The organism is Formosa bonchosmolovskayae, assembly GCF_051016085.1.
GTDB lineage: Bacteria > Bacteroidota > Bacteroidia > Flavobacteriales > Flavobacteriaceae > Formosa.
The window spans coordinates 766,145-783,215 of the sequence record NZ_CP174605.1 but is presented as its reverse complement, the minus strand read 5'-3'; the positions used below and the strand labels follow the sequence as shown (position 1 = coordinate 783,215).

Annotated in this window: 13 protein-coding genes and 3 tRNA genes; 10 read left to right on the top strand and 6 right to left on the bottom strand. The window is 34.1% G+C overall.

Features of this window, described 5'->3' with window-relative positions; genetic code table 11:
- The first annotated feature begins 45 nt into the window (after nucleotides 1-45).
- From tig to clpX, 3 genes are all read left to right on the top strand, one after another.
- On the top strand, nucleotides 46-1,374 hold the full coding sequence (gene tig / locus ACKC83_RS03275) for a trigger factor (protein ID WP_434037015.1): 1,329 nt from the start codon (nucleotides 46-48) through the stop codon (nucleotides 1,372-1,374).
- A 94-nt stretch (nucleotides 1,375-1,468) separates the two neighbouring features.
- Nucleotides 1,469-2,143 (top strand): ATP-dependent Clp endopeptidase proteolytic subunit ClpP, encoded by a 675-nt coding sequence (clpP, locus tag ACKC83_RS03270; protein WP_414036634.1) that lies wholly within the window; start codon nucleotides 1,469-1,471, stop codon nucleotides 2,141-2,143.
- Nucleotides 2,144-2,205: 62 nt separating this feature from the next.
- Nucleotides 2,206-3,438, top strand: a complete 1,233-nt coding sequence (gene clpX, locus ACKC83_RS03265) for an ATP-dependent Clp protease ATP-binding subunit ClpX (protein ID WP_414036635.1) — start codon at nucleotides 2,206-2,208, stop codon at nucleotides 3,436-3,438.
- Between the two features lie 208 nt (nucleotides 3,439-3,646).
- On the opposite strand, the gene ACKC83_RS03260 is transcribed toward clpX, so the two are convergent.
- The gene (locus ACKC83_RS03260) at nucleotides 3,647-5,185 is read right to left on the bottom strand and encodes a GH3 auxin-responsive promoter family protein (protein WP_434037014.1); all 1,539 of its coding nucleotides are present in this window, start codon (nucleotides 5,183-5,185) and stop codon (nucleotides 3,647-3,649) included.
- 40 nt (nucleotides 5,186-5,225) lie between these two features.
- Here ACKC83_RS03260 and ACKC83_RS03255 point away from each other — a divergent pair, with 40 nt between their 5' ends.
- Nucleotides 5,226-6,020, top strand: a complete 795-nt coding sequence (locus tag ACKC83_RS03255; protein WP_434037013.1) for a DUF2797 domain-containing protein — start codon at nucleotides 5,226-5,228, stop codon at nucleotides 6,018-6,020.
- A 68-nt stretch (nucleotides 6,021-6,088) separates the two neighbouring features.
- Here the strand turns inward: ACKC83_RS03255 and rpsU are convergent, their stop codons facing one another.
- The 3 genes from rpsU to ACKC83_RS03240 all read right to left on the bottom strand — a co-directional run bounded on the left by rpsU (nucleotide 6,089) and on the right by ACKC83_RS03240 (nucleotide 8,031).
- Nucleotides 6,089-6,283 (bottom strand): 30S ribosomal protein S21, encoded by a 195-nt coding sequence (gene rpsU, locus ACKC83_RS03250; RefSeq protein ID WP_318496787.1) that lies wholly within the window; start codon nucleotides 6,281-6,283, stop codon nucleotides 6,089-6,091.
- 39 nt (nucleotides 6,284-6,322) lie between these two features.
- On the bottom strand, nucleotides 6,323-7,186 hold the full coding sequence (locus tag ACKC83_RS03245; protein WP_057777960.1) for a sigma-70 family RNA polymerase sigma factor: 864 nt from the start codon (nucleotides 7,184-7,186) through the stop codon (nucleotides 6,323-6,325).
- Nucleotides 7,187-7,326: 140 nt separating this feature from the next.
- Nucleotides 7,327-8,031 carry a queuosine precursor transporter gene (locus ACKC83_RS03240; RefSeq protein WP_414036638.1) on the bottom strand — a complete coding sequence of 235 codons (705 nt, stop codon included), beginning with the start codon at nucleotides 8,029-8,031 and terminating at the stop codon, nucleotides 7,327-7,329.
- Between the two features lie 158 nt (nucleotides 8,032-8,189).
- Here ACKC83_RS03240 and folK point away from each other — a divergent pair, with 158 nt between their 5' ends.
- Nucleotides 8,190-9,311, top strand: coding sequence for a 2-amino-4-hydroxy-6-hydroxymethyldihydropteridine diphosphokinase (gene folK, locus ACKC83_RS03235; protein WP_434037012.1), 1,122 nt, complete (start codon nucleotides 8,190-8,192; stop codon nucleotides 9,309-9,311).
- On the opposite strand, the gene ACKC83_RS03230 is transcribed toward folK, so the two are convergent.
- The gene (locus ACKC83_RS03230; protein ID WP_434037011.1) at nucleotides 9,308-9,844 is read right to left on the bottom strand and encodes an RNA methyltransferase; all 537 of its coding nucleotides are present in this window, start codon (nucleotides 9,842-9,844) and stop codon (nucleotides 9,308-9,310) included. The genes folK and ACKC83_RS03230 overlap by 4 nt on opposite strands.
- Before the next feature lie 134 nt (nucleotides 9,845-9,978).
- Here ACKC83_RS03230 and mutS point away from each other — a divergent pair, with 134 nt between their 5' ends.
- The 5 genes from mutS to ACKC83_RS03205 all read left to right on the top strand — a co-directional run bounded on the left by mutS (nucleotide 9,979) and on the right by ACKC83_RS03205 (nucleotide 14,527).
- Nucleotides 9,979-12,600: a DNA mismatch repair protein MutS gene (gene mutS, locus ACKC83_RS03225; protein WP_434037010.1), complete on the top strand. Its 2,622-nt coding sequence runs from the start codon at nucleotides 9,979-9,981 to the stop codon at nucleotides 12,598-12,600.
- 131 nt (nucleotides 12,601-12,731) lie between these two features.
- Nucleotides 12,732-12,803, top strand: a tRNA-Gly gene (locus ACKC83_RS03220).
- 36 nt (nucleotides 12,804-12,839) lie between these two features.
- Nucleotides 12,840-12,925: transfer RNA gene (locus tag ACKC83_RS03215), tRNA-Leu, on the top strand.
- Nucleotides 12,926-13,011: 86 nt separating this feature from the next.
- Nucleotides 13,012-13,097 (top strand) — tRNA-Leu (locus ACKC83_RS03210).
- A gap of 482 nt (nucleotides 13,098-13,579) precedes the next feature.
- Nucleotides 13,580-14,527, top strand: coding sequence for a sugar phosphate isomerase/epimerase family protein (locus tag ACKC83_RS03205; protein WP_434037009.1), 948 nt, complete (start codon nucleotides 13,580-13,582; stop codon nucleotides 14,525-14,527).
- A 55-nt stretch (nucleotides 14,528-14,582) separates the two neighbouring features.
- Here ACKC83_RS03205 and ACKC83_RS03200 read toward each other — a convergent pair whose 3' ends face one another.
- Nucleotides 14,583-16,904 (bottom strand): patatin-like phospholipase family protein, encoded by a 2,322-nt coding sequence (locus tag ACKC83_RS03200; protein ID WP_434037008.1) that lies wholly within the window; start codon nucleotides 16,902-16,904, stop codon nucleotides 14,583-14,585.
- Nucleotides 16,905-17,071: the final 167 nt, after the last annotated feature.

Below are 17,071 nucleotides of genomic sequence, written 5' to 3'. Positions count from 1 at the left end.
GAAACTTTATGTTAAATGCCCGCTTTGGGTTTTATATCATTTAAAATGAATATTACAAGAGAGAACATTGATGCATTAAATGCTGTAGTAAAAGTTGATATCGCTAAAGAAGACTATAGCGAAAAAGTAGATAAAATCTTAACAGATTACCGAAAAACAGCTAACATTCCTGGTTTTAGAAAAGGTCATGTACCAATGGGAATGGTAAAAAAGCAATACGGTAAAGCTGTATTAGTAGACGAAGTAAATAAATTATTACAAGACGCTTTAAACAAGTATTTAACTGAAGAAAAATTAGATGTATTAGGACAACCACTTCCTAAGGCTCAAGAAGGTATCAATTGGGATGCTGAAGCATTTACATTTGAATTCGAATTGGGTTTAACTCCAGAATTTGAAGTTGAATTAAAAGGAGATAAAGCGATTACTCAATATAATATTGTTGCAGACGATAAAATGATCGACGAACAAATTGAGAACATCAAAAAACAATACGGAAAATTAATTCCTCAAGACGTTGTAGAAGAAGACAGTGAAATTACTGGAACTTTTAAAAACGAAGAGAAAGAGATCGAAAATACAATTACTTTAACTTTAGATAAACTTAAAGGAAAAGCGAATCCAAAGAAATTTATAGGATCTAAAGTTGGTGATGTTATTACACTTAAAACTAAAGGTCTTTATGAAGACGATCACGATTTAATGCATGCTTTAAAAGTATCTCACGACGATGCTCATGGTTTAGAAATTGAAGTTACTTTTACTATCTCTGAGATTAACAAACGTGAAGCTGCAGATTTAGATCAGGAATTATTCGACAAATTATTTGCCGATGGTTCTGTAAAATCTGTAACCGATTTAAAAGATAAGATTAAAGAAGATGCTGAAAAGCAATTCGTACAACAAGCCGATCAAAAGCTTTTAAACGATATTACTGAATATTTAATAGAAAGTACAAAATTCGATTTACCAGCAGAATTTTTACAAAAATGGATTCAAGCGTCAGGTGAAACAGCTCTTGACGATGCCGCAGCTAAAGAAGAGTTTGAAAAGTCTGAAAAAAGTATGCGTTACCAATTAATCGAAGGTAAATTAATTGCAGCTAATAACATCCAAATTACTATGGATGATATAAAAGATCATGCAAAAACCATGATTAAAGCACAAATGGCTCAATTTGGTCAATTAAATCCATCAGACGATGAATTAGAAGGTATTGCAGCTCGTGTTCTTGGTAATCAAGAAGAAGCACGCCGTATCTCTGAGCAAATCGTTAGTCAGAGACTATTAGATGTGTACAAAGAAAAAGCAAATTTAGAAGTGAAAGAAGTGACTTACGAAAACTTTGTTAAAGAAGTTTACGGAGACAAATAAGTCAACTGTTTTAAAGAATAATCATTATATTTAGGCGTTGAATAGGTTTTATTCAACGCCTATTTTATTCATTTTTTTAATCTAAAAGAACATTATGAATTACGGAAAAGAATTCGAAAAATTCGCTATAAAAGATCAAGGGATTAGTAGTACATATTACAACCAAATTATTGGGAGTATGTATCCTACCAATTTAACTCCGAACATTATTGAGGAACGCCAAATGAATGCGGTATCTATGGACGTGTTTTCACGTTTAATGATGGATCGTATTATCTTTATGGGTACTGGAATTAACGACCAAGTGGCTAATATTATTCAGGCGCAATTATTGTTCTTAGAAAGTACAGATGCTAATAAAGACATCCAAATTTACATTAACTCTCCAGGAGGAAGTGTATACGCGGGATTAGGTATTTACGATACTATGCAATTTATTAAGCCAGATGTAGCAACCATTTGTACAGGTATGGCGGCGTCTATGGGAGCTGTTTTATTATGTGCAGGAGCAGAAGGAAAACGTAGTGGTTTAACACACTCTCGTGTAATGATTCACCAGCCTTTAGGTGGAGCCCAAGGACAAGCTAGTGATATTGAAATTACAGCTCGTGAAATTTTAATATTGAAAGAGGAATTGTATAAGATTATTAGTAAGCATTCTGGTCAAAGTTACGACAAAGTACATACTGATAGTGATCGTGATTACTGGATGAAAGCCGATAAAGCTAAAGAATACGGTATGATTGATGAAATATTAGTGAGAAGCTAATATAATTCAAAAAAAAATATTAGCATTTAGCTGATATTTAAAAGTGAAATTTAAAAAGATTTATGGCAAAGGAAGAATTAGAATGTTCGTTTTGTGGAAGAAAAAAACCTGAAACTAGTTTATTAATAGCAGGTTTAGATGCGCATATATGCGATCGTTGTATCGAACAAGCACATGGTATTGTTGTAGAGGAATCTAAGCAAACAGATAATAGTGAATTGTCTGCCGAATTAATGTTGCGTAAACCACTTCAAATTAAAGAATTTTTAGACGAGTACATTATTGGTCAGGATATGACTAAAAAAGTAATGTCGGTCGCTGTATATAACCATTACAAACGTCTGTTACAATCGCCTTCTAAAGACGATATTGAAATACAGAAAAGTAATATCATGATGGTTGGGCAAACAGGTACGGGAAAAACATTAATGGCTAAAACCATTGCTAAAATGTTAAATGTACCTTTAGCTATAGTAGATGCTACAGTGTTAACAGAAGCTGGATACGTTGGAGAAGATGTAGAAAGTATTTTAACACGTTTATTGCAAGCTGCGGATTACAGTCTAGAAAAAGCTGAAAAAGGAATTGTCTTTATTGATGAAATAGATAAAATTGCTCGTAAAAGCGATAATCCATCTATAACTAGAGATGTTTCTGGAGAAGGTGTGCAACAAGCTTTATTGAAACTTTTAGAAGGAACCACTGTAAATGTACCGCCAAAAGGAGGTCGTAAGCATCCAGATCAGAAGTTTATTGAAGTGAATACGGAAAACATTTTATTTATTGCAGGAGGTGCTTTCGATGGTATCGAACGTAATATCTCTAAACGTTTAAATATGCAAGCTGTAGGGTATAGTGCTTCTAAGTCAGACGATATTATCGATCAGAACCACTTATTGCAATATATTATTCCAAAGGATTTAAAAGACTTCGGATTAATTCCTGAAATTATTGGGCGTTTACCTGTATTAACATATATGGATCCGCTTGATGCTAAAACGCTAAGAGCCATTCTTACAGAGCCTAAAAATGCCATTATAAAGCAATACGAAAAGTTGTTTGAAATGGATGATATTGAATTTCATATCACCGATGGTGCTTTGGATTTTATTGTTGAAAAAGCAATAGAATATAAGTTAGGTGCTCGTGGATTACGTTCGTTATGCGAAGAGGTTTTAACCGATGCCATGTTCGAACTTCCTGGTTCTGAAGAGAAGGAACTTAGAGTTACAAAAGCATATACCGAAACCAAATTAAATAAAACAACAATTAAGAAGTTGAAAGCTGTGTCTTAATACTTTTAGAATTGTATAAAATAAAAAAAACCACTCAATTGAGTGGTTTTTTTGTTTAATCGGTGTGAAATATTGTGACACACTATGATAAGTAGATGTTAATTAATAGCATAATAAATATACTGTGTATCTGTGTGTTATAAAAGAATAAAGCTATCTTTTAGTTATATGTACACGAATCGACGATAAACTGATCACTTCTGCTTAATTATAGTTGATTATAAGAAGTAGGAATAGTGTTTAAGGTTAATAATTCGTCAATATATTCTCTGGAATTTGAAAGTCTTGGGATTTTATGTTGGCCACCTAGTTTGTTGTGTAGTTTAAGCCAATCGTAAAATAAATTAGGTCTTCCAATATGGATCTTGGGTTTGTTTAATGTCAGGTTGTTATAACGTTTGGCTTCATAATCGGAATTTAAAGCCTTTAATGCGTTATCAAGTAGTTCGTTAAAATAATTAATATCGCTAGGTGCTTTTTTAAATTCTATAATCCATTCATGCGCGCCTTTCTCTTTGCCCACCATAAATATTGGTGCAGCAGTATAATCTACAATTTCAGCTTTTGTACGTTTACACACCTTTTTTAGAGCATCTTCTGCATTTTCGATAATTAATTCTTCTCCAAATACATTAATATGGTGTTTTGTCCGCCCTGATACTTTTATTTTATAAGGAGAAAGCGAAGTAAATCTAACGGTGTCTCCAATTTTATATCTCCATAGTCCTGCGTTTGTGGTAATTACTATGGCGTAGTTTTTTTTCAATTCAACTTCTGCCAGTGGAATAATTTTTTGATTCACAGTACCATATGTATCCATCGGGATAAACTCGTAGAAAATACCATAATCTAACATAAGTAGCAAATCCTTGGTATCATTCTGATCTTGTATGGCAAAGAAACCTTCAGAAGCATTATAGGTTTCGTAATATTTAAAACTAGGATCAGGTAGTATTTTTTTATATTGATCGGCATAAGGGGTAAAGCTTACACCGCCATGAAAATACACTTCTAAGTGAGGCCAAACCTCATGTAAATTACCTTTTCCAGTAGTTTCTAGAACATTGTTTAAGAGGACTAACATCCAGGAAGGAACACCTGCAAAACTCGTTACATTTTCTAATATCGTTTCATCTACTATAGCTTGCATCTTGGTTTCCCAATCGCTCATTAGCGAAACCTTATTACTAGGTGTACTGCTAAACTCTGCCCAAAAAGGCATATTGTCTATTAAAATGGCCGATAAATCGCCATAGACCGTACCATTTTCTTTGTATAATTCTTTGCTACCGCCTAACCGAAGTCCTTTTCCTGTAAATAGCTGCGAATCAGGATTGTTATTTAAATACATGCAAAGCATGTCCTTTCCTGCGGCATAGTGACAATCTTCTAAAGATTCAGAACTTACGGGTATAAACTTGCTCTTAGCATTGGTAGTACCGCTAGATTTAGCGAACCATTTAATGTGCGATGGCCAAAAAATGTTTTGTTCGCCTACGCGTGCACGTTCAATCACATCTTGATAATCTTCGTATGTAGAAATAGGTACGCGTTCTGCGAAGGTTTTGTAATTTTTTATAGTACGAAATTCATGCTGTTTACCAATTTTAGTGTCTCTAGCAGTGTAAATTAAGTTTAATAGTAATTCTTGCTGCACCTCATTTGGGTATTTTAAAAATAGTTCAATTTGATGGAATCGCTTTTTTAGAAACCAAGAGGCAATTGAGTTTACTATAGTAATTGGCATATTTACATTATATTTATGAACTAAAAATAATACTTTTTTTATGACTTACGAGGGTGTTCTAACAAAAATGGAAACCGAATATGCTAAGCCTATTCAATATTATTTAGTTTTCGATTCTGACTTTTTAAATATGAATCAGTTACTAAATAAAACATTAAATATTAAATTTATAAAATATCAATGTTTGAATTGCGGATTAGACAAAAAAATATACAGACAAGGTTATTGTAAGAGCTGTTTTTTTGAAGTGCCTCAGGCAGCAGATTGGATCATGAAACCTGAATTAAGTAAAGCCCATTTAGATGAAGAAGATCGGGATTTAGCCTTCGAAAAGCGCGTTCAATTACAACCGCACATTGTGTATTTAGCCAATTCCGGTAAGGTAAAAGTAGGAGTTACAAGAAAAGGTCAGGTGCCAACACGATGGATCGATCAAGGGGCACATGAAGCCATAGAGGTTGTAGAGGTTCCTAACAGATATTTAGCAGGAATTACCGAGGTCGCCTTAAAAGACCATGTGTCTGATAAGACCAATTGGAGAACGATGCTTAAAAATGAAGTGGAAGATGAGGATCTAGTAGAATGGAAAAATAAATTGAAAGCGTATATTCCAGAAGAGGCCAAAGCATATTTTATAGATTCTAATCCGGAAACGGAGATGGATTTCCCTGTGCTTCAATACCCAACAAAGCCAAAATCTCTTAATATTGAAAAAATGCTCGAATATACTGGTGTTTTAAAAGGAGTAAAAGGGCAGTATCTTATTTTTGAAGATGACACGGTTTGTAATATTCGAGGTAACGAAGGTATGTATGTCTCTATAAGTATAAGCTAAAACAAAAAAAAACACGCTTCAGATATAAATATCGGAGCGTGTTTTTGTTCTCTATATAAAGTCGACAATTAAATATCTTCTTGATCTCTCAAGTTTTGGATATAAGCCGCTTTTTGGTTTTCTCTTCTTTTCTTAACAGAAGGCTTTGTGAAAAATTGATTTTCTCTTAGGTTTTGCATCACCTTTACGTTTCTGTGTTTTCTCTTGTAACGTTTAAGGGCGCGATCGATTTGTTCACCTTCTTTTACTATAATTTTAAGCATCTAATCTGGTTTTAAGTAATTATTAATAAGTTTTTAGGATTATCCTAAATAAGTTTTCAATATTTTGTTTTTAGAACTATGACGTAAACGTCTAATTCCTTTTTCTTTTATTTGTCTAACACGCTCACGAGTTAAATCGAATGTTTCTCCAATTTCGTCTAAACTCATTGGTGCTTCATTGCTCAATCCAAAAAACAAACGCAACACATCACTTTCTCTTGGAGATAAAGTGTCTAATGCTCTGTTAATTTCAAGATTTAATGACTCGTACATTAAGTTGTTGTCAGGGTTTGGTGATTCACCAGACTTAACAACATCATACAAACTAGACGTCTCTCCTTCTTTTAATGGTGCATCCATTGATAAATGACGACCAGAATTTTTAAGAGACTGTTTTACTTCACTAACAGTCATGTCTAATTCGTTTGCAATTTCATCTGCACTTGGCGGACGCTCATGCGATTGCTCTAAAAATGAATAGGCTTTATTAATTTTGTTAATAGAACCAATTTTGTTTAACGGTAATCTTACAATTCTAGACTGTTCTGCTAAAGCTTGTAAAATAGCCTGACGGATCCACCAAACGGCATAAGAGATAAACTTAAACCCACGTGTTTCATCAAAACGCTTTGCTGCTTTTACTAAACCAGCATTACCTTCGTTAATTAAATCAGGTAAAGTTAAACCTTGATTTTGGTATTGTTTTGCAACTGAAACTACAAATCGTAAATTAGATGTTGTTAATTTATCTAAAGCTACTTGGTCTCCTTCTCGTATACGTTGCGCTAATTCAACCTCTTCTTCGGCTGTAATTAATGGCATTTTACTTATGTCTTGTAAGTACTTGTCTAACGATTTAGATTCCCTGTTCGTTACTTGCTTTGTAATCTTTAATTGCCTCATGTATCTGTTTTAGTTTTGTGCGTATCTATCAATGTAACCGAATTTTTAACAAATCCTAATAAAACACCAATTAATTCATTAAAAATGAATTAATAAGCTAGATTTTTGTAAATACACCTTAGAAGAGCAAAATTCATGCCTTAAAAAAGTTGTATTTCATCGGAAACTTTTAGATTGAAACGTTTTCTAAATAGATAAACGCCTAAATATAAAAACGGAGTATCAAATAAAGCCATTAAGACTTTAAATAAAAATCCGCTGATTAATAACCCGGCAAATTTAGTCCATTCTAGTTTACCAAAAAAACAAAGTAGCAATAAAACCGTAAAAGTGTCGATAAATTGTGATAAAAAAGTGGAAAAATTGTTGCGTAACCACAAATGTTTCCCTTTTGTAAGTTTTTTCCAGTAGTGATAAATCTGAATATCGATAAATTGTGCAAATAAATAAGCCATCATACTAGCCAAAACAGCAATTATGGTACTTCCAAAAACACTCGTAAATTTGTCATCGTTTACCGGCGACCAAGATGTTGCGGGAACAGCATCGGAAGCATAAATAATGAACATTGAAAAGACAGAGGCAAAAATCCCAGTAATTACAACCTGGTTGGCGGCCTTTTTACCATAAATCTCACTGATTAAGTCGGTAATTAAAAATGTAATTGGGTAAGGAAGAATTCCAACAGAGATTTCAAATAAACTGGCGCCAAAAATAGTGATGTTAAATGGGTACCAATAAAAGAATTTCTGGAAGATAAGATTCGAAACAACTAAAGAGGTCATGAATAAAGCACCCAATAACAGGTATATACGATGTGCTAGAAAAAGGTCCTTTTTATTCATGTGTCTAAGTTTCAAAAACAAACCTACATATTTAATTTCGAAATCACATTTTCATAATTAAAAGACTCTAATTTTACGTTGAATTTTTATCTGTCTTTAAATAGCGAAATTCAAGTTTAAGTAAATTACTTTTCTTTAATTTGCCCATATTTTAGTTCATGGCAAAATACGTTTACATATCTATAGGAAGCAATAAAGGAGACAAGTTTCAGAATTTACAATTGGCTGTAAATCGCATGTTCGACCGTGTGGGTTCTGTAGAAAATATTTCGAAAGTATATACATCGCCTGCTTTTGGTTTTGAAAGTGACCCTTTTTTAAATGCGTGTTTAATTATTAAAACCGAGCTTGAATCCGATGAGGTTATGCAGTCCTTATTAGATATTGAAACAGAATTAGGTCGTACACGAACAGAAGGTGCCGGTTATGAAGCACGCATAATTGATTTGGATGTTATCTTTATTGAAGATGAAATTATAAATACCGAATTATTAAAGGTGCCACACCCTGAAATGCAAAAACGCTGTTTTGTAATCTTGCCTTTAAGCGATATTGCCTCGAAATTTGAACATCCTGTTTTAAAGCAATCGGTGAAGTCGTTATTAGAGGTTTGTGAAGATACAAGCGTATTAACTCCGATACCTCAGAAGTTAGTAAATCCGATTACGCGTTTTAATTTTTCTCATCAAAATTTTATTGCTATTGAAGGAAATATTGGTGCAGGGAAAACAAGTTTGGCAACTAAAATGTCTGAAGATTTTAATGCCAAGTTGGTTTTAGAGCGTTTTGCCGACAATCCGTTTTTACCGAAATTCTACGAAGATGCACCACGATATGCGTTTCCTTTAGAAATGTCTTTTTTGGCAGACCGTTATCAGCAAATTTCAGACGATTTATCTCAGTTAGATTTATTTAAAGATTTTATAGTTAGCGATTACGATGTGTTTAAATCTTTAATTTTCTCAAGAATTACTCTGCAAGAAGACGAGTTTAAGCTCTACAGAAAGTTGTTCTATATTATGTATAAAGAAATCGCAAAACCCGATTTGTACATTTATTTATATCAAAATACAGAGCGTCTTCAGCAAAATATTAAAAAACGCGGTCGCGATTACGAGCAACACATTCAAGACGATTATCTTAATAAAATCAATTTAGGGTATCTTGAATTCTTAAAAAATCAAACGGAATTAAAAGTCAAAATTATCGATATTTCCGATATGGATTTTGTAGCCAATCGCGCCGATTATTTGGCTGTTCTAGAACAAATTAATGCTTAATTTAAAGTTTTCATTTTACTGAATACATCCCAAATTAAAACACCAGCACTTACCGAAATGTTTAATGAATGCTTGGTCCCGAATTGCGGGATTTCAATCACCATATCGCTTTTAGAAACAACATCTTGAGCCACACCTTTTACTTCGTTTCCAAAGACTAAGGCATAAGTGGTGTCTGCTTCCGGAGTAAAGGTATCAAGCATGGTAGCGTTTTCGGCTTGTTCAATACTTAAAACTTTTACGTCTTCAGCTTGTAATTTTTCAACCACATCTAATGTGCGTTCAGCATATTCCCAAGCTACAGTTTCTGTACTTCCTAAAGCTGTTTTGTGTATGTCTTTATGTGGTGGTGTTGCGGTAATGCCACAGAGGTAAATTTTTTCAATCAAAAACGCATCACTCGTTCTAAATACAGAACCAATATTATTTAAACTTCTAATGTTGTCTAAGACTATAATTAGCGGTGTTTTTTTAGTGTCTTTAAAATCTTCAACACTTAATCTATCTAACTCGCTATTTTTTAATTTACGCATATTATTAAATTTCTGTATTCTTTAATTCTATTGATTTTCTGAATAGGCGTGAACATATTTTCAAAAAAATCAAATTATGGTTACATTGCAACGGTATTTAAAATGCAAAAATAACACTAAAAAACGTCTTACCCTTGGCAAAAAAAACGAAAAAAGAAACGCCGTTAATGAAACAGTATAATGCGATTAAAGCAAAGTATCCAGATGCTTTGTTGCTATTTCGTGTAGGCGATTTTTATGAAACCTTTGGTTCAGACGCGGTTAAGACTGCAGGAATTTTAGATATTACGCTAACAAAACGTGGTGCAGGAAGCGAAAGTGAGATAGAATTGGCCGGATTTCCGCATCATTCTATAAACACCTATTTACCAAAATTGGTAAAAGCTGGCGAACGTGTTGCAATTTGCGACCAGTTAGAAGACCCAAAGCAAACTAAAACCATTGTAAAACGTGGCGTTACAGAATTAATTACGCCAGGTGTATCGCTTAACGATGAGGTGTTAAAATCGAAATCGAATAACTTTTTGTGTGCGGTACATTTTGGAAAAACGAATATCGGAATTTCCTTTTTAGACATTTCTACGGGGGAGTTTTTAACCTCGCAAGGAAACGAAGAATACATCGATAAGTTACTTCAGAATTTTAATCCGAGTGAAATATTAGTATCTAAGCAAAAACGTAATCTTTTTAAAGGCGCTTTTGGAGACGATTATCATGTGTTTCATTTAGAAGATTGGGTATATCAAACCGATTATACCAATGAAACCTTATTGAAACATTTCAACACAAAAACATTAAAAGGATTTGGGGTTGAAAATTTAGAAGAAGGGATTATTGCTTCGGGTTCTGTGTTGCATTATTTAGGCGAAACACAGCACAATAAATTAGAGCATATTACCTCTATTTCTCGCATCGCAGAAGATGATTATGTGTGGATGGACCGTTTTACCATGCGTAATTTAGAGTTGTATAATTCTACCAATAACAATGCGGTTACCTTATTGCATATTATAGACAAAACCATTTCGCCAATGGGCGGGCGTTTATTAAAGCGATGGTTAGCACTGCCCTTAAAAGATGCTGAAAAAGTTAAACAACGTCATGAGGTAGTCGATTTCTTAACTAAAGAACAAGACACACATCAAAAAACGCGTCAGCATATAAAACATATAGGCGATTTAGAACGTTTAATCTCAAAAGTGGCTACTGCAAAAGTGAGTCCGCGTGAGGTTATTCAGCTTAAAAATTCACTAGAAGCCATTGTGCCCATAAAAGCATTAGCGTCTCAATCGAGTAACGATGCCTTGAAAATTATAGGTGATAAATTACAGAGTTGCGATGTGTTGCGTGAGAAAATTAAACAGACTTTAAATGAAGAGGCACCGGTTAATGTCTTAAAAGGGCATACAATTGCTGAAGGATTTTCGGCCGAGTTAGACGAGCTTCGTGGCTTATCGACATCAGGAAAGAATTATTTAGATGCTATGTTGGAGCGCGAATGCGAGCGTACGGGAATAACGTCTTTAAAAATTGCGTCTAACAACGTCTTTGGTTATTATATAGAAGTTAGAAACACGCATAAAGATAAAGTTCCGGAAGAGTGGATTAGAAAACAAACCTTGGTCAGTGCCGAGCGTTATATTACTGAAGAATTAAAAGAATACGAAGCCAAAATTTTAGGAGCAGAAGAACGCATTTTAGCTATTGAACAAAAACTGTTTGCCGATTTAGTGTCGTGGATGAGTCAGTATATTAAACCTGTTCAGCAAAATGCATTTTTAATTGGGCAATTAGATTGTTTGTGCGGATTTGCACAATTGGCAACCGATAATAATTATGTGTATCCTGTTTTAGATGACACATTCGATTTAGAAATTGCTGAAGGGCGTCACCCCGTAATTGAAAAGCAATTACCAATAGGCGAACCTTATATTGCTAACGATGTATTTTTAGACCGCTCGTCTCAGCAAATTATCATGATTACCGGGCCAAACATGTCTGGTAAATCGGCAATTTTACGTCAGACGGCACTTATTGTATTACTTGCTCAAATCGGGAGTTTTGTGCCTGCTAAATCCGCTAGAATAGGTATAGTCGATAAGATATTTACTAGAGTAGGTGCGAGCGATAATATTTCGATGGGAGAATCGACATTTATGGTCGAGATGAACGAAACAGCTTCTATTCTAAACAATATGTCCGAACGTAGTTTGGTTTTGCTAGACGAAATCGGACGAGGAACCAGTACTTACGATGGGATTTCTATTGCTTGGGCTATTAGTGAATATTTACACGAGCATCCTGCAAAAGCTAAAACGTTATTTGCCACGCATTATCACGAATTAAACGAGATGACCGAAACGTTCCCGAGAATCAAGAACTTTAACGTCTCGGTAAAAGAATTAAAAGACAATGTCTTGTTTTTACGTAAATTGGTAGAAGGTGGTAGCGAGCACAGTTTTGGTATACATGTGGCTAAAATGGCTGGAATGCCACAACAAGTATTGCATCGTGCAAATACGATTTTAAAGAAGTTAGAGAAATCGCATTCTAGCGAAGAACTTACAGATAAAGTGAAAACCTTGTCGGACGATTTACAGTTAAGTTTCTTTAATCTAGACGATCCGCTTTTAGAAAATATTAAAGACGAAATTATAAATACAGATATCGATACATTAACGCCGGTTGAAGCATTAATGAAGCTGAATGAAATAAAACGTATGCTGATTAAACCCAGTAAAACGGTAAAAAGTTAAATTGTTTGATATTGATTTTCAAGGGCTTAAAAATTATTTTAAATTATTTTTCAAAAAAGCTTTGAGATACCAAGAAAAGTCCTAAATTTGCATCCGCAATAGCAATGTTGCTACGTTCATTAAAAGACTACGCGAAAGTAGCTCAGGGGTAGAGCATCACCTTGCCAAGGTGGGGGTCGCGGGTTCAAATCCCGTCTTTCGCTCTATACTGTTTTGATTTTCAAAAAAATATACCAAATGCTGAAGTGGTGGAATTGGTAGACACGTTGGACTTAAAATCCAATGGGTAGTAATGCCCGTGCGGGTTCAAGTCCCGCCTTCAGTACTTAAGCCTTTATCGCAAGATAGAGGCTTTTTTATTACGAATCGCTGTATTTATATAGACTGTTCTTTTAAATAATTATATACCACGCAGAAGTGGTGGAATTGGTAGACACGTTGGACTTAAAATCCAATGGGTAGTAATGCCCGTGCGGGTTCAAGTCCCGCCTTCTGTACTAAAGCCTTTATCGTAAGATAGAGGCTTTTTTGTTTTATATATGTTCTTACTTTGCAATTATTTTCGCCTTCATAATTTCTCTTGAATATAATATGGACTCTTCTGGATCGTTGCGTTTAATTATATAATAGAGTTTAATCTTTGTAAAAAAAGATGCGCATTGAATTTGTCATTTAGTCTTCTAGCTTACATGTTATATAGTAAAAACATTATGTCCTTGTATGGTGTTCGAGCGGCTTCGAGAACATAAAAATGTAGAACAAGTGCTTCAGAAAATATTTTAATGTAAAAGTAAAAGCTTTTAGAAGTCCGTTTAGAGGTGTCCAAAATCTAGAATTCTGTCTTTTTATAATAACTAAAATATGTTCAGAAATACCAGAATTAATAATGAACCCAAACCAGGTTTACTGTAAACTAGAATAAAATGAGTATCTTTTATTCATTAAACGTACACGTCAGAAACTAATCATTAGATTCGATATGAGTTATTCTAGAAGAACATTTATAAAAAAGTCGGCAGTAGTTGCATCAAGTTTGCCATTAATGGGTATGCCGTATGCGTTAGGACAAGAGTTTATGCCTGCAGATGATTTGGATGTTAGTATTTTCTCCAAACATTTACAATTTTTGGATTATAAAGAAACAGGGCAAATAGCATCCGAATTGGGTTTTAATGGTGTCGATTTAACGGTTAGGCCTAATGGGCATGTGCTTCCCGAAGATGTTGTAACCAAGCTTCCCACGGCAATTCAAGATATAAAAGCATCTGGTTCGGGTTGTAAAATGATAACTACAGCTATAGAAAGCGTGTCGCATCCGTTAGATGTAGATATTATTAAAACAGCTGGCAAGCATGGGATCTCGTTTTATAGAACCAATTGGTATAAATACAATACAAAGTGGTCTATGCCGGAGTCTTTAGAATATTATCAAAAGCAGGTTGAAGCCTTAGGCGATCTTAATAAAGACCATAACTTGGTTGGTTGTTATCAGAATCATGCAGGACGTAAAGTTGGTGGATCTTATTGGGAAATTTATAAGCTATTAGAAACTGTTAATTCTAACTATTTTGGAACCCAATACGATATTCGCCATGCCTTAGTCGAAGGTGGATTGTCGTGGGAAAACGGATTCAATTTACTTCAAAATTCAATAAAAGTTATAGTGCTAAAAGATTTTAAGTGGGGACAAGAAAACGGCGTTTGGAAACCAATAAATGTGCCTATTGGCGAAGGGATGGTCGATTTTAATAAGTATTTTAAATTACTAAAAGCTTCTGGTTTAAATCCCTTTGTGTCTTTACATTTAGAGTATCCATTAGGTGGAGCTGAAAAAGGTAATACGATGCTTACAGTAGATAAAAAAGTAGTTTTTGATGCGATGCAAAAAGACCTAAATACTATTCGTAATTTATGGAAAGACGCCTAAATAATTAGTCGAGTTTCTTGTGATTTTAAAAGAATAGATTCAAGTCTTTACTTATTTATCGTCCAATAGGAATACCTATTCCAAAGAATAATCGAAATTTATCTGTATTGTTAACCCAAGTAAAGTCTAAATCTATAGGGCCTATCATAGACAGGTAAGATACTTTTGTTCCAATAGAATATAAGTTACTCGTTTCTAAATTGTCTTTCCATTCGCCGTCTGGAGAAAATGCATCTTTAGAATATGCTTTAAAATCTCCAAATCCAACTGTTGCTATATCAAAGTGAGGTGTGATAAAGCATTTTCTAACGAATTGATATTGCAATGCGATGTTAGCACTCATAAACTGGCTTACAGGCAATTCGTCTTCTAATAAACCATAAAACACAATATCGTCTTCTCTAGGTCGTCTTAAATTTCCGCCCAGATAATAATTCGCTCCAAAGCCAAGTTGCTGAAAAGAAAGATCGTCATCCTCTGTTTGATCCATAAACGTTAAGCCCATATTAGCACCTAATTTTAAAGTCAGGTTTTCATGAAAGGTTTTTGCTGTTTCAAAGTTCAATCTTAATTTAGTAAACCCGTTTACATGTCCAGACTGATTTTGGTTTAAATCATTATCTACATAATTAATATCCACATTATTATTTAATGCTCGCCCTAATCTAAATTCTAAGTTATAACCCTCTGTAGGATAAAATACAGTGTTTAAAGTATTAAAAACATATTGTGCATACACCTCTGTGGTTTTAAACTTGTAGTCGGCTAGATTTAATATATTATTTACAATATCCGGATTAGCATCTGGTGTAAGGCTTGTCAACTGGTAGTCAATTCCGAAACCGGCATAACTTTTTAGGGTATGGATATTGCGATTAATTTCATTATCAAATTGCAAATATTTGTAATTCATTTCGTCTGTAGCTTCCCCTTGAATAAAAATATCTTGATCTAATTTTTGTCCGAAGACTTCCGATCTAAACCACCAATTTTTATCCTCACCGTAAATCTTCTGATATTGCACTTTAAATTTTGGTTGTTCTGCAACATCTAAAGTAACTAGTAGTCTTGAAGATGATCCTATAATATTTCGTCCCGTGTAATTTACTAATAAACCAACGCCTCGAAAGTCGTCAAAATGTCCCGCTAATTTTACTTGATTATGTGCTTTCTCGATGGCAGTAATTTCTAGGCCTATTTTGTCGCCATCTATAATAGGATTTGCCGAGATTGAACTAAAAAGGTTAGTCCCTAATATTCTGTTTATATGTGTTTCTGCTTCTTCAACAGTGTATTCTTCTTTTTCTTTTAATCCAGATCTTGTGGTTACTAATCTTAAATTGTTTTCACTAATTCCCTTATAAACAATGGTGTCTAGTGTTACAAGTTTTTTCTGAACAGGCATAACATGTGCTCTCTGCTTAAAAGGTTTTAGTTTTTCTGCAAGTGCAACTAATTGATCCTCGTTGTCTAGAACGGCTTTTTTTCCTTCTTCGTAAATAATAGCGCTTTTATCGAAATCTCCAGGGGTGTATTTAAGGTTAGGAACATGGTCTAATAAAATATCGCATTCTTTTTTATGTTTTGCAACGAGTAAATTGCTAGAAAGCATTCCCGTTTGAAATAATAAATTTTCGAGATTACTTAGTTGTTCCTTAGTTTGTAATCCGCCACTTACTTCACTTCCTATAATAAAATCGGCACCCATACTTTTAGCCACATCTACAGGGAAATTGTTTAAGACGCCACCATCTACAAGTAGCGTGTTTTTATATTCTACAGGTTTAAATACGCCAGGTATAGACATACTTGCGCGCATGGCTGTACTTAGAGAACCTTGGTCTAATATTATTTGTTTTCCGTTTACAATATCTGTTGCCATGGCTCTAAACGGGATAGGGTAATCATCAAATTTGGAAACGTTATACACCGGATAGGTAAGTACACTAAAGAAGTCTCTTAAATTCTGGTCGTTTAAGATTGCAATTACTGGTTTTGGTTTTTTGTCTACAACCTCAAAGCCTATAGAATAACGTCCGAATTCGCTTTTCTCTTCATTACTTACACTAGTAATAGACGCTCTTCCTCCAAAAAGGGCATCCCAATCTGCATTTTTAGAAATTTCGGCAATTTGATCTCCAGTATATCCTACAGAGTATAATGCACCTACAATACTTCCCATACTTGTTCCTACTATTAAATCTGGAACGATACCAAGGGAGTCTAATTTTTGTAAGGTTGGGATGTGTGCAATTCCTAATGCCCCGCCACCACTTAGTACCAAAGCGACTTTAGGCTTGTCTGAATCTTGAGCATGAGTAGTTAGAGAAGATAGAAAACAAGCTAAGAGAATAAAAAACGTGTAGAATTTATTCATAAATATTAAGAAAAAAGAGTTAGTAGTACGTCAAAACAAATGACCAATACAAATGTAAGTGAAATTAATTTAGACGATATAAATCTTGTTCAGAATACAAAATAAAAAATCTCAAACAGAAATAAAAATAGCTGTAAAACAAATTCTATTTGAAAGTTGAATTCTCT

Excerpts from the sequence above, each read along its gene's own strand:
- tig (WP_434037015.1), top strand. The coding sequence starts at position 46 with ATGAATATTACAAGAGAGAACATTGATGCATTAAATGCTGTAGTAAAA.
- clpP (WP_414036634.1), top strand. The coding sequence starts at position 1,469 with ATGAATTACGGAAAAGAATTCGAAAAATTCGCTATAAAAGATCAAGGG.
- clpX (WP_414036635.1), top strand. The coding sequence starts at position 2,206 with ATGGCAAAGGAAGAATTAGAATGTTCGTTTTGTGGAAGAAAAAAACCT.
- ACKC83_RS03260 (WP_434037014.1), bottom strand. The coding sequence starts at position 5,185 with ATGCCAATTACTATAGTAAACTCAATTGCCTCTTGGTTTCTAAAAAAG.
- ACKC83_RS03255 (WP_434037013.1), top strand. The coding sequence starts at position 5,226 with ATGACTTACGAGGGTGTTCTAACAAAAATGGAAACCGAATATGCTAAG.
- rpsU (WP_318496787.1), bottom strand. The coding sequence starts at position 6,283 with ATGCTTAAAATTATAGTAAAAGAAGGTGAACAAATCGATCGCGCCCTT.
- ACKC83_RS03245 (WP_057777960.1), bottom strand. The coding sequence starts at position 7,186 with ATGAGGCAATTAAAGATTACAAAGCAAGTAACGAACAGGGAATCTAAA.
- ACKC83_RS03240 (WP_414036638.1), bottom strand. The coding sequence starts at position 8,031 with ATGAATAAAAAGGACCTTTTTCTAGCACATCGTATATACCTGTTATTG.
- folK (WP_434037012.1), top strand. The coding sequence starts at position 8,190 with ATGGCAAAATACGTTTACATATCTATAGGAAGCAATAAAGGAGACAAG.
- ACKC83_RS03230 (WP_434037011.1), bottom strand. The coding sequence starts at position 9,844 with ATGCGTAAATTAAAAAATAGCGAGTTAGATAGATTAAGTGTTGAAGAT.
- ACKC83_RS03205 (WP_434037009.1), top strand. The coding sequence starts at position 13,580 with ATGAGTTATTCTAGAAGAACATTTATAAAAAAGTCGGCAGTAGTTGCA.
- ACKC83_RS03200 (WP_434037008.1), bottom strand. The coding sequence starts at position 16,904 with ATGAATAAATTCTACACGTTTTTTATTCTCTTAGCTTGTTTTCTATCT.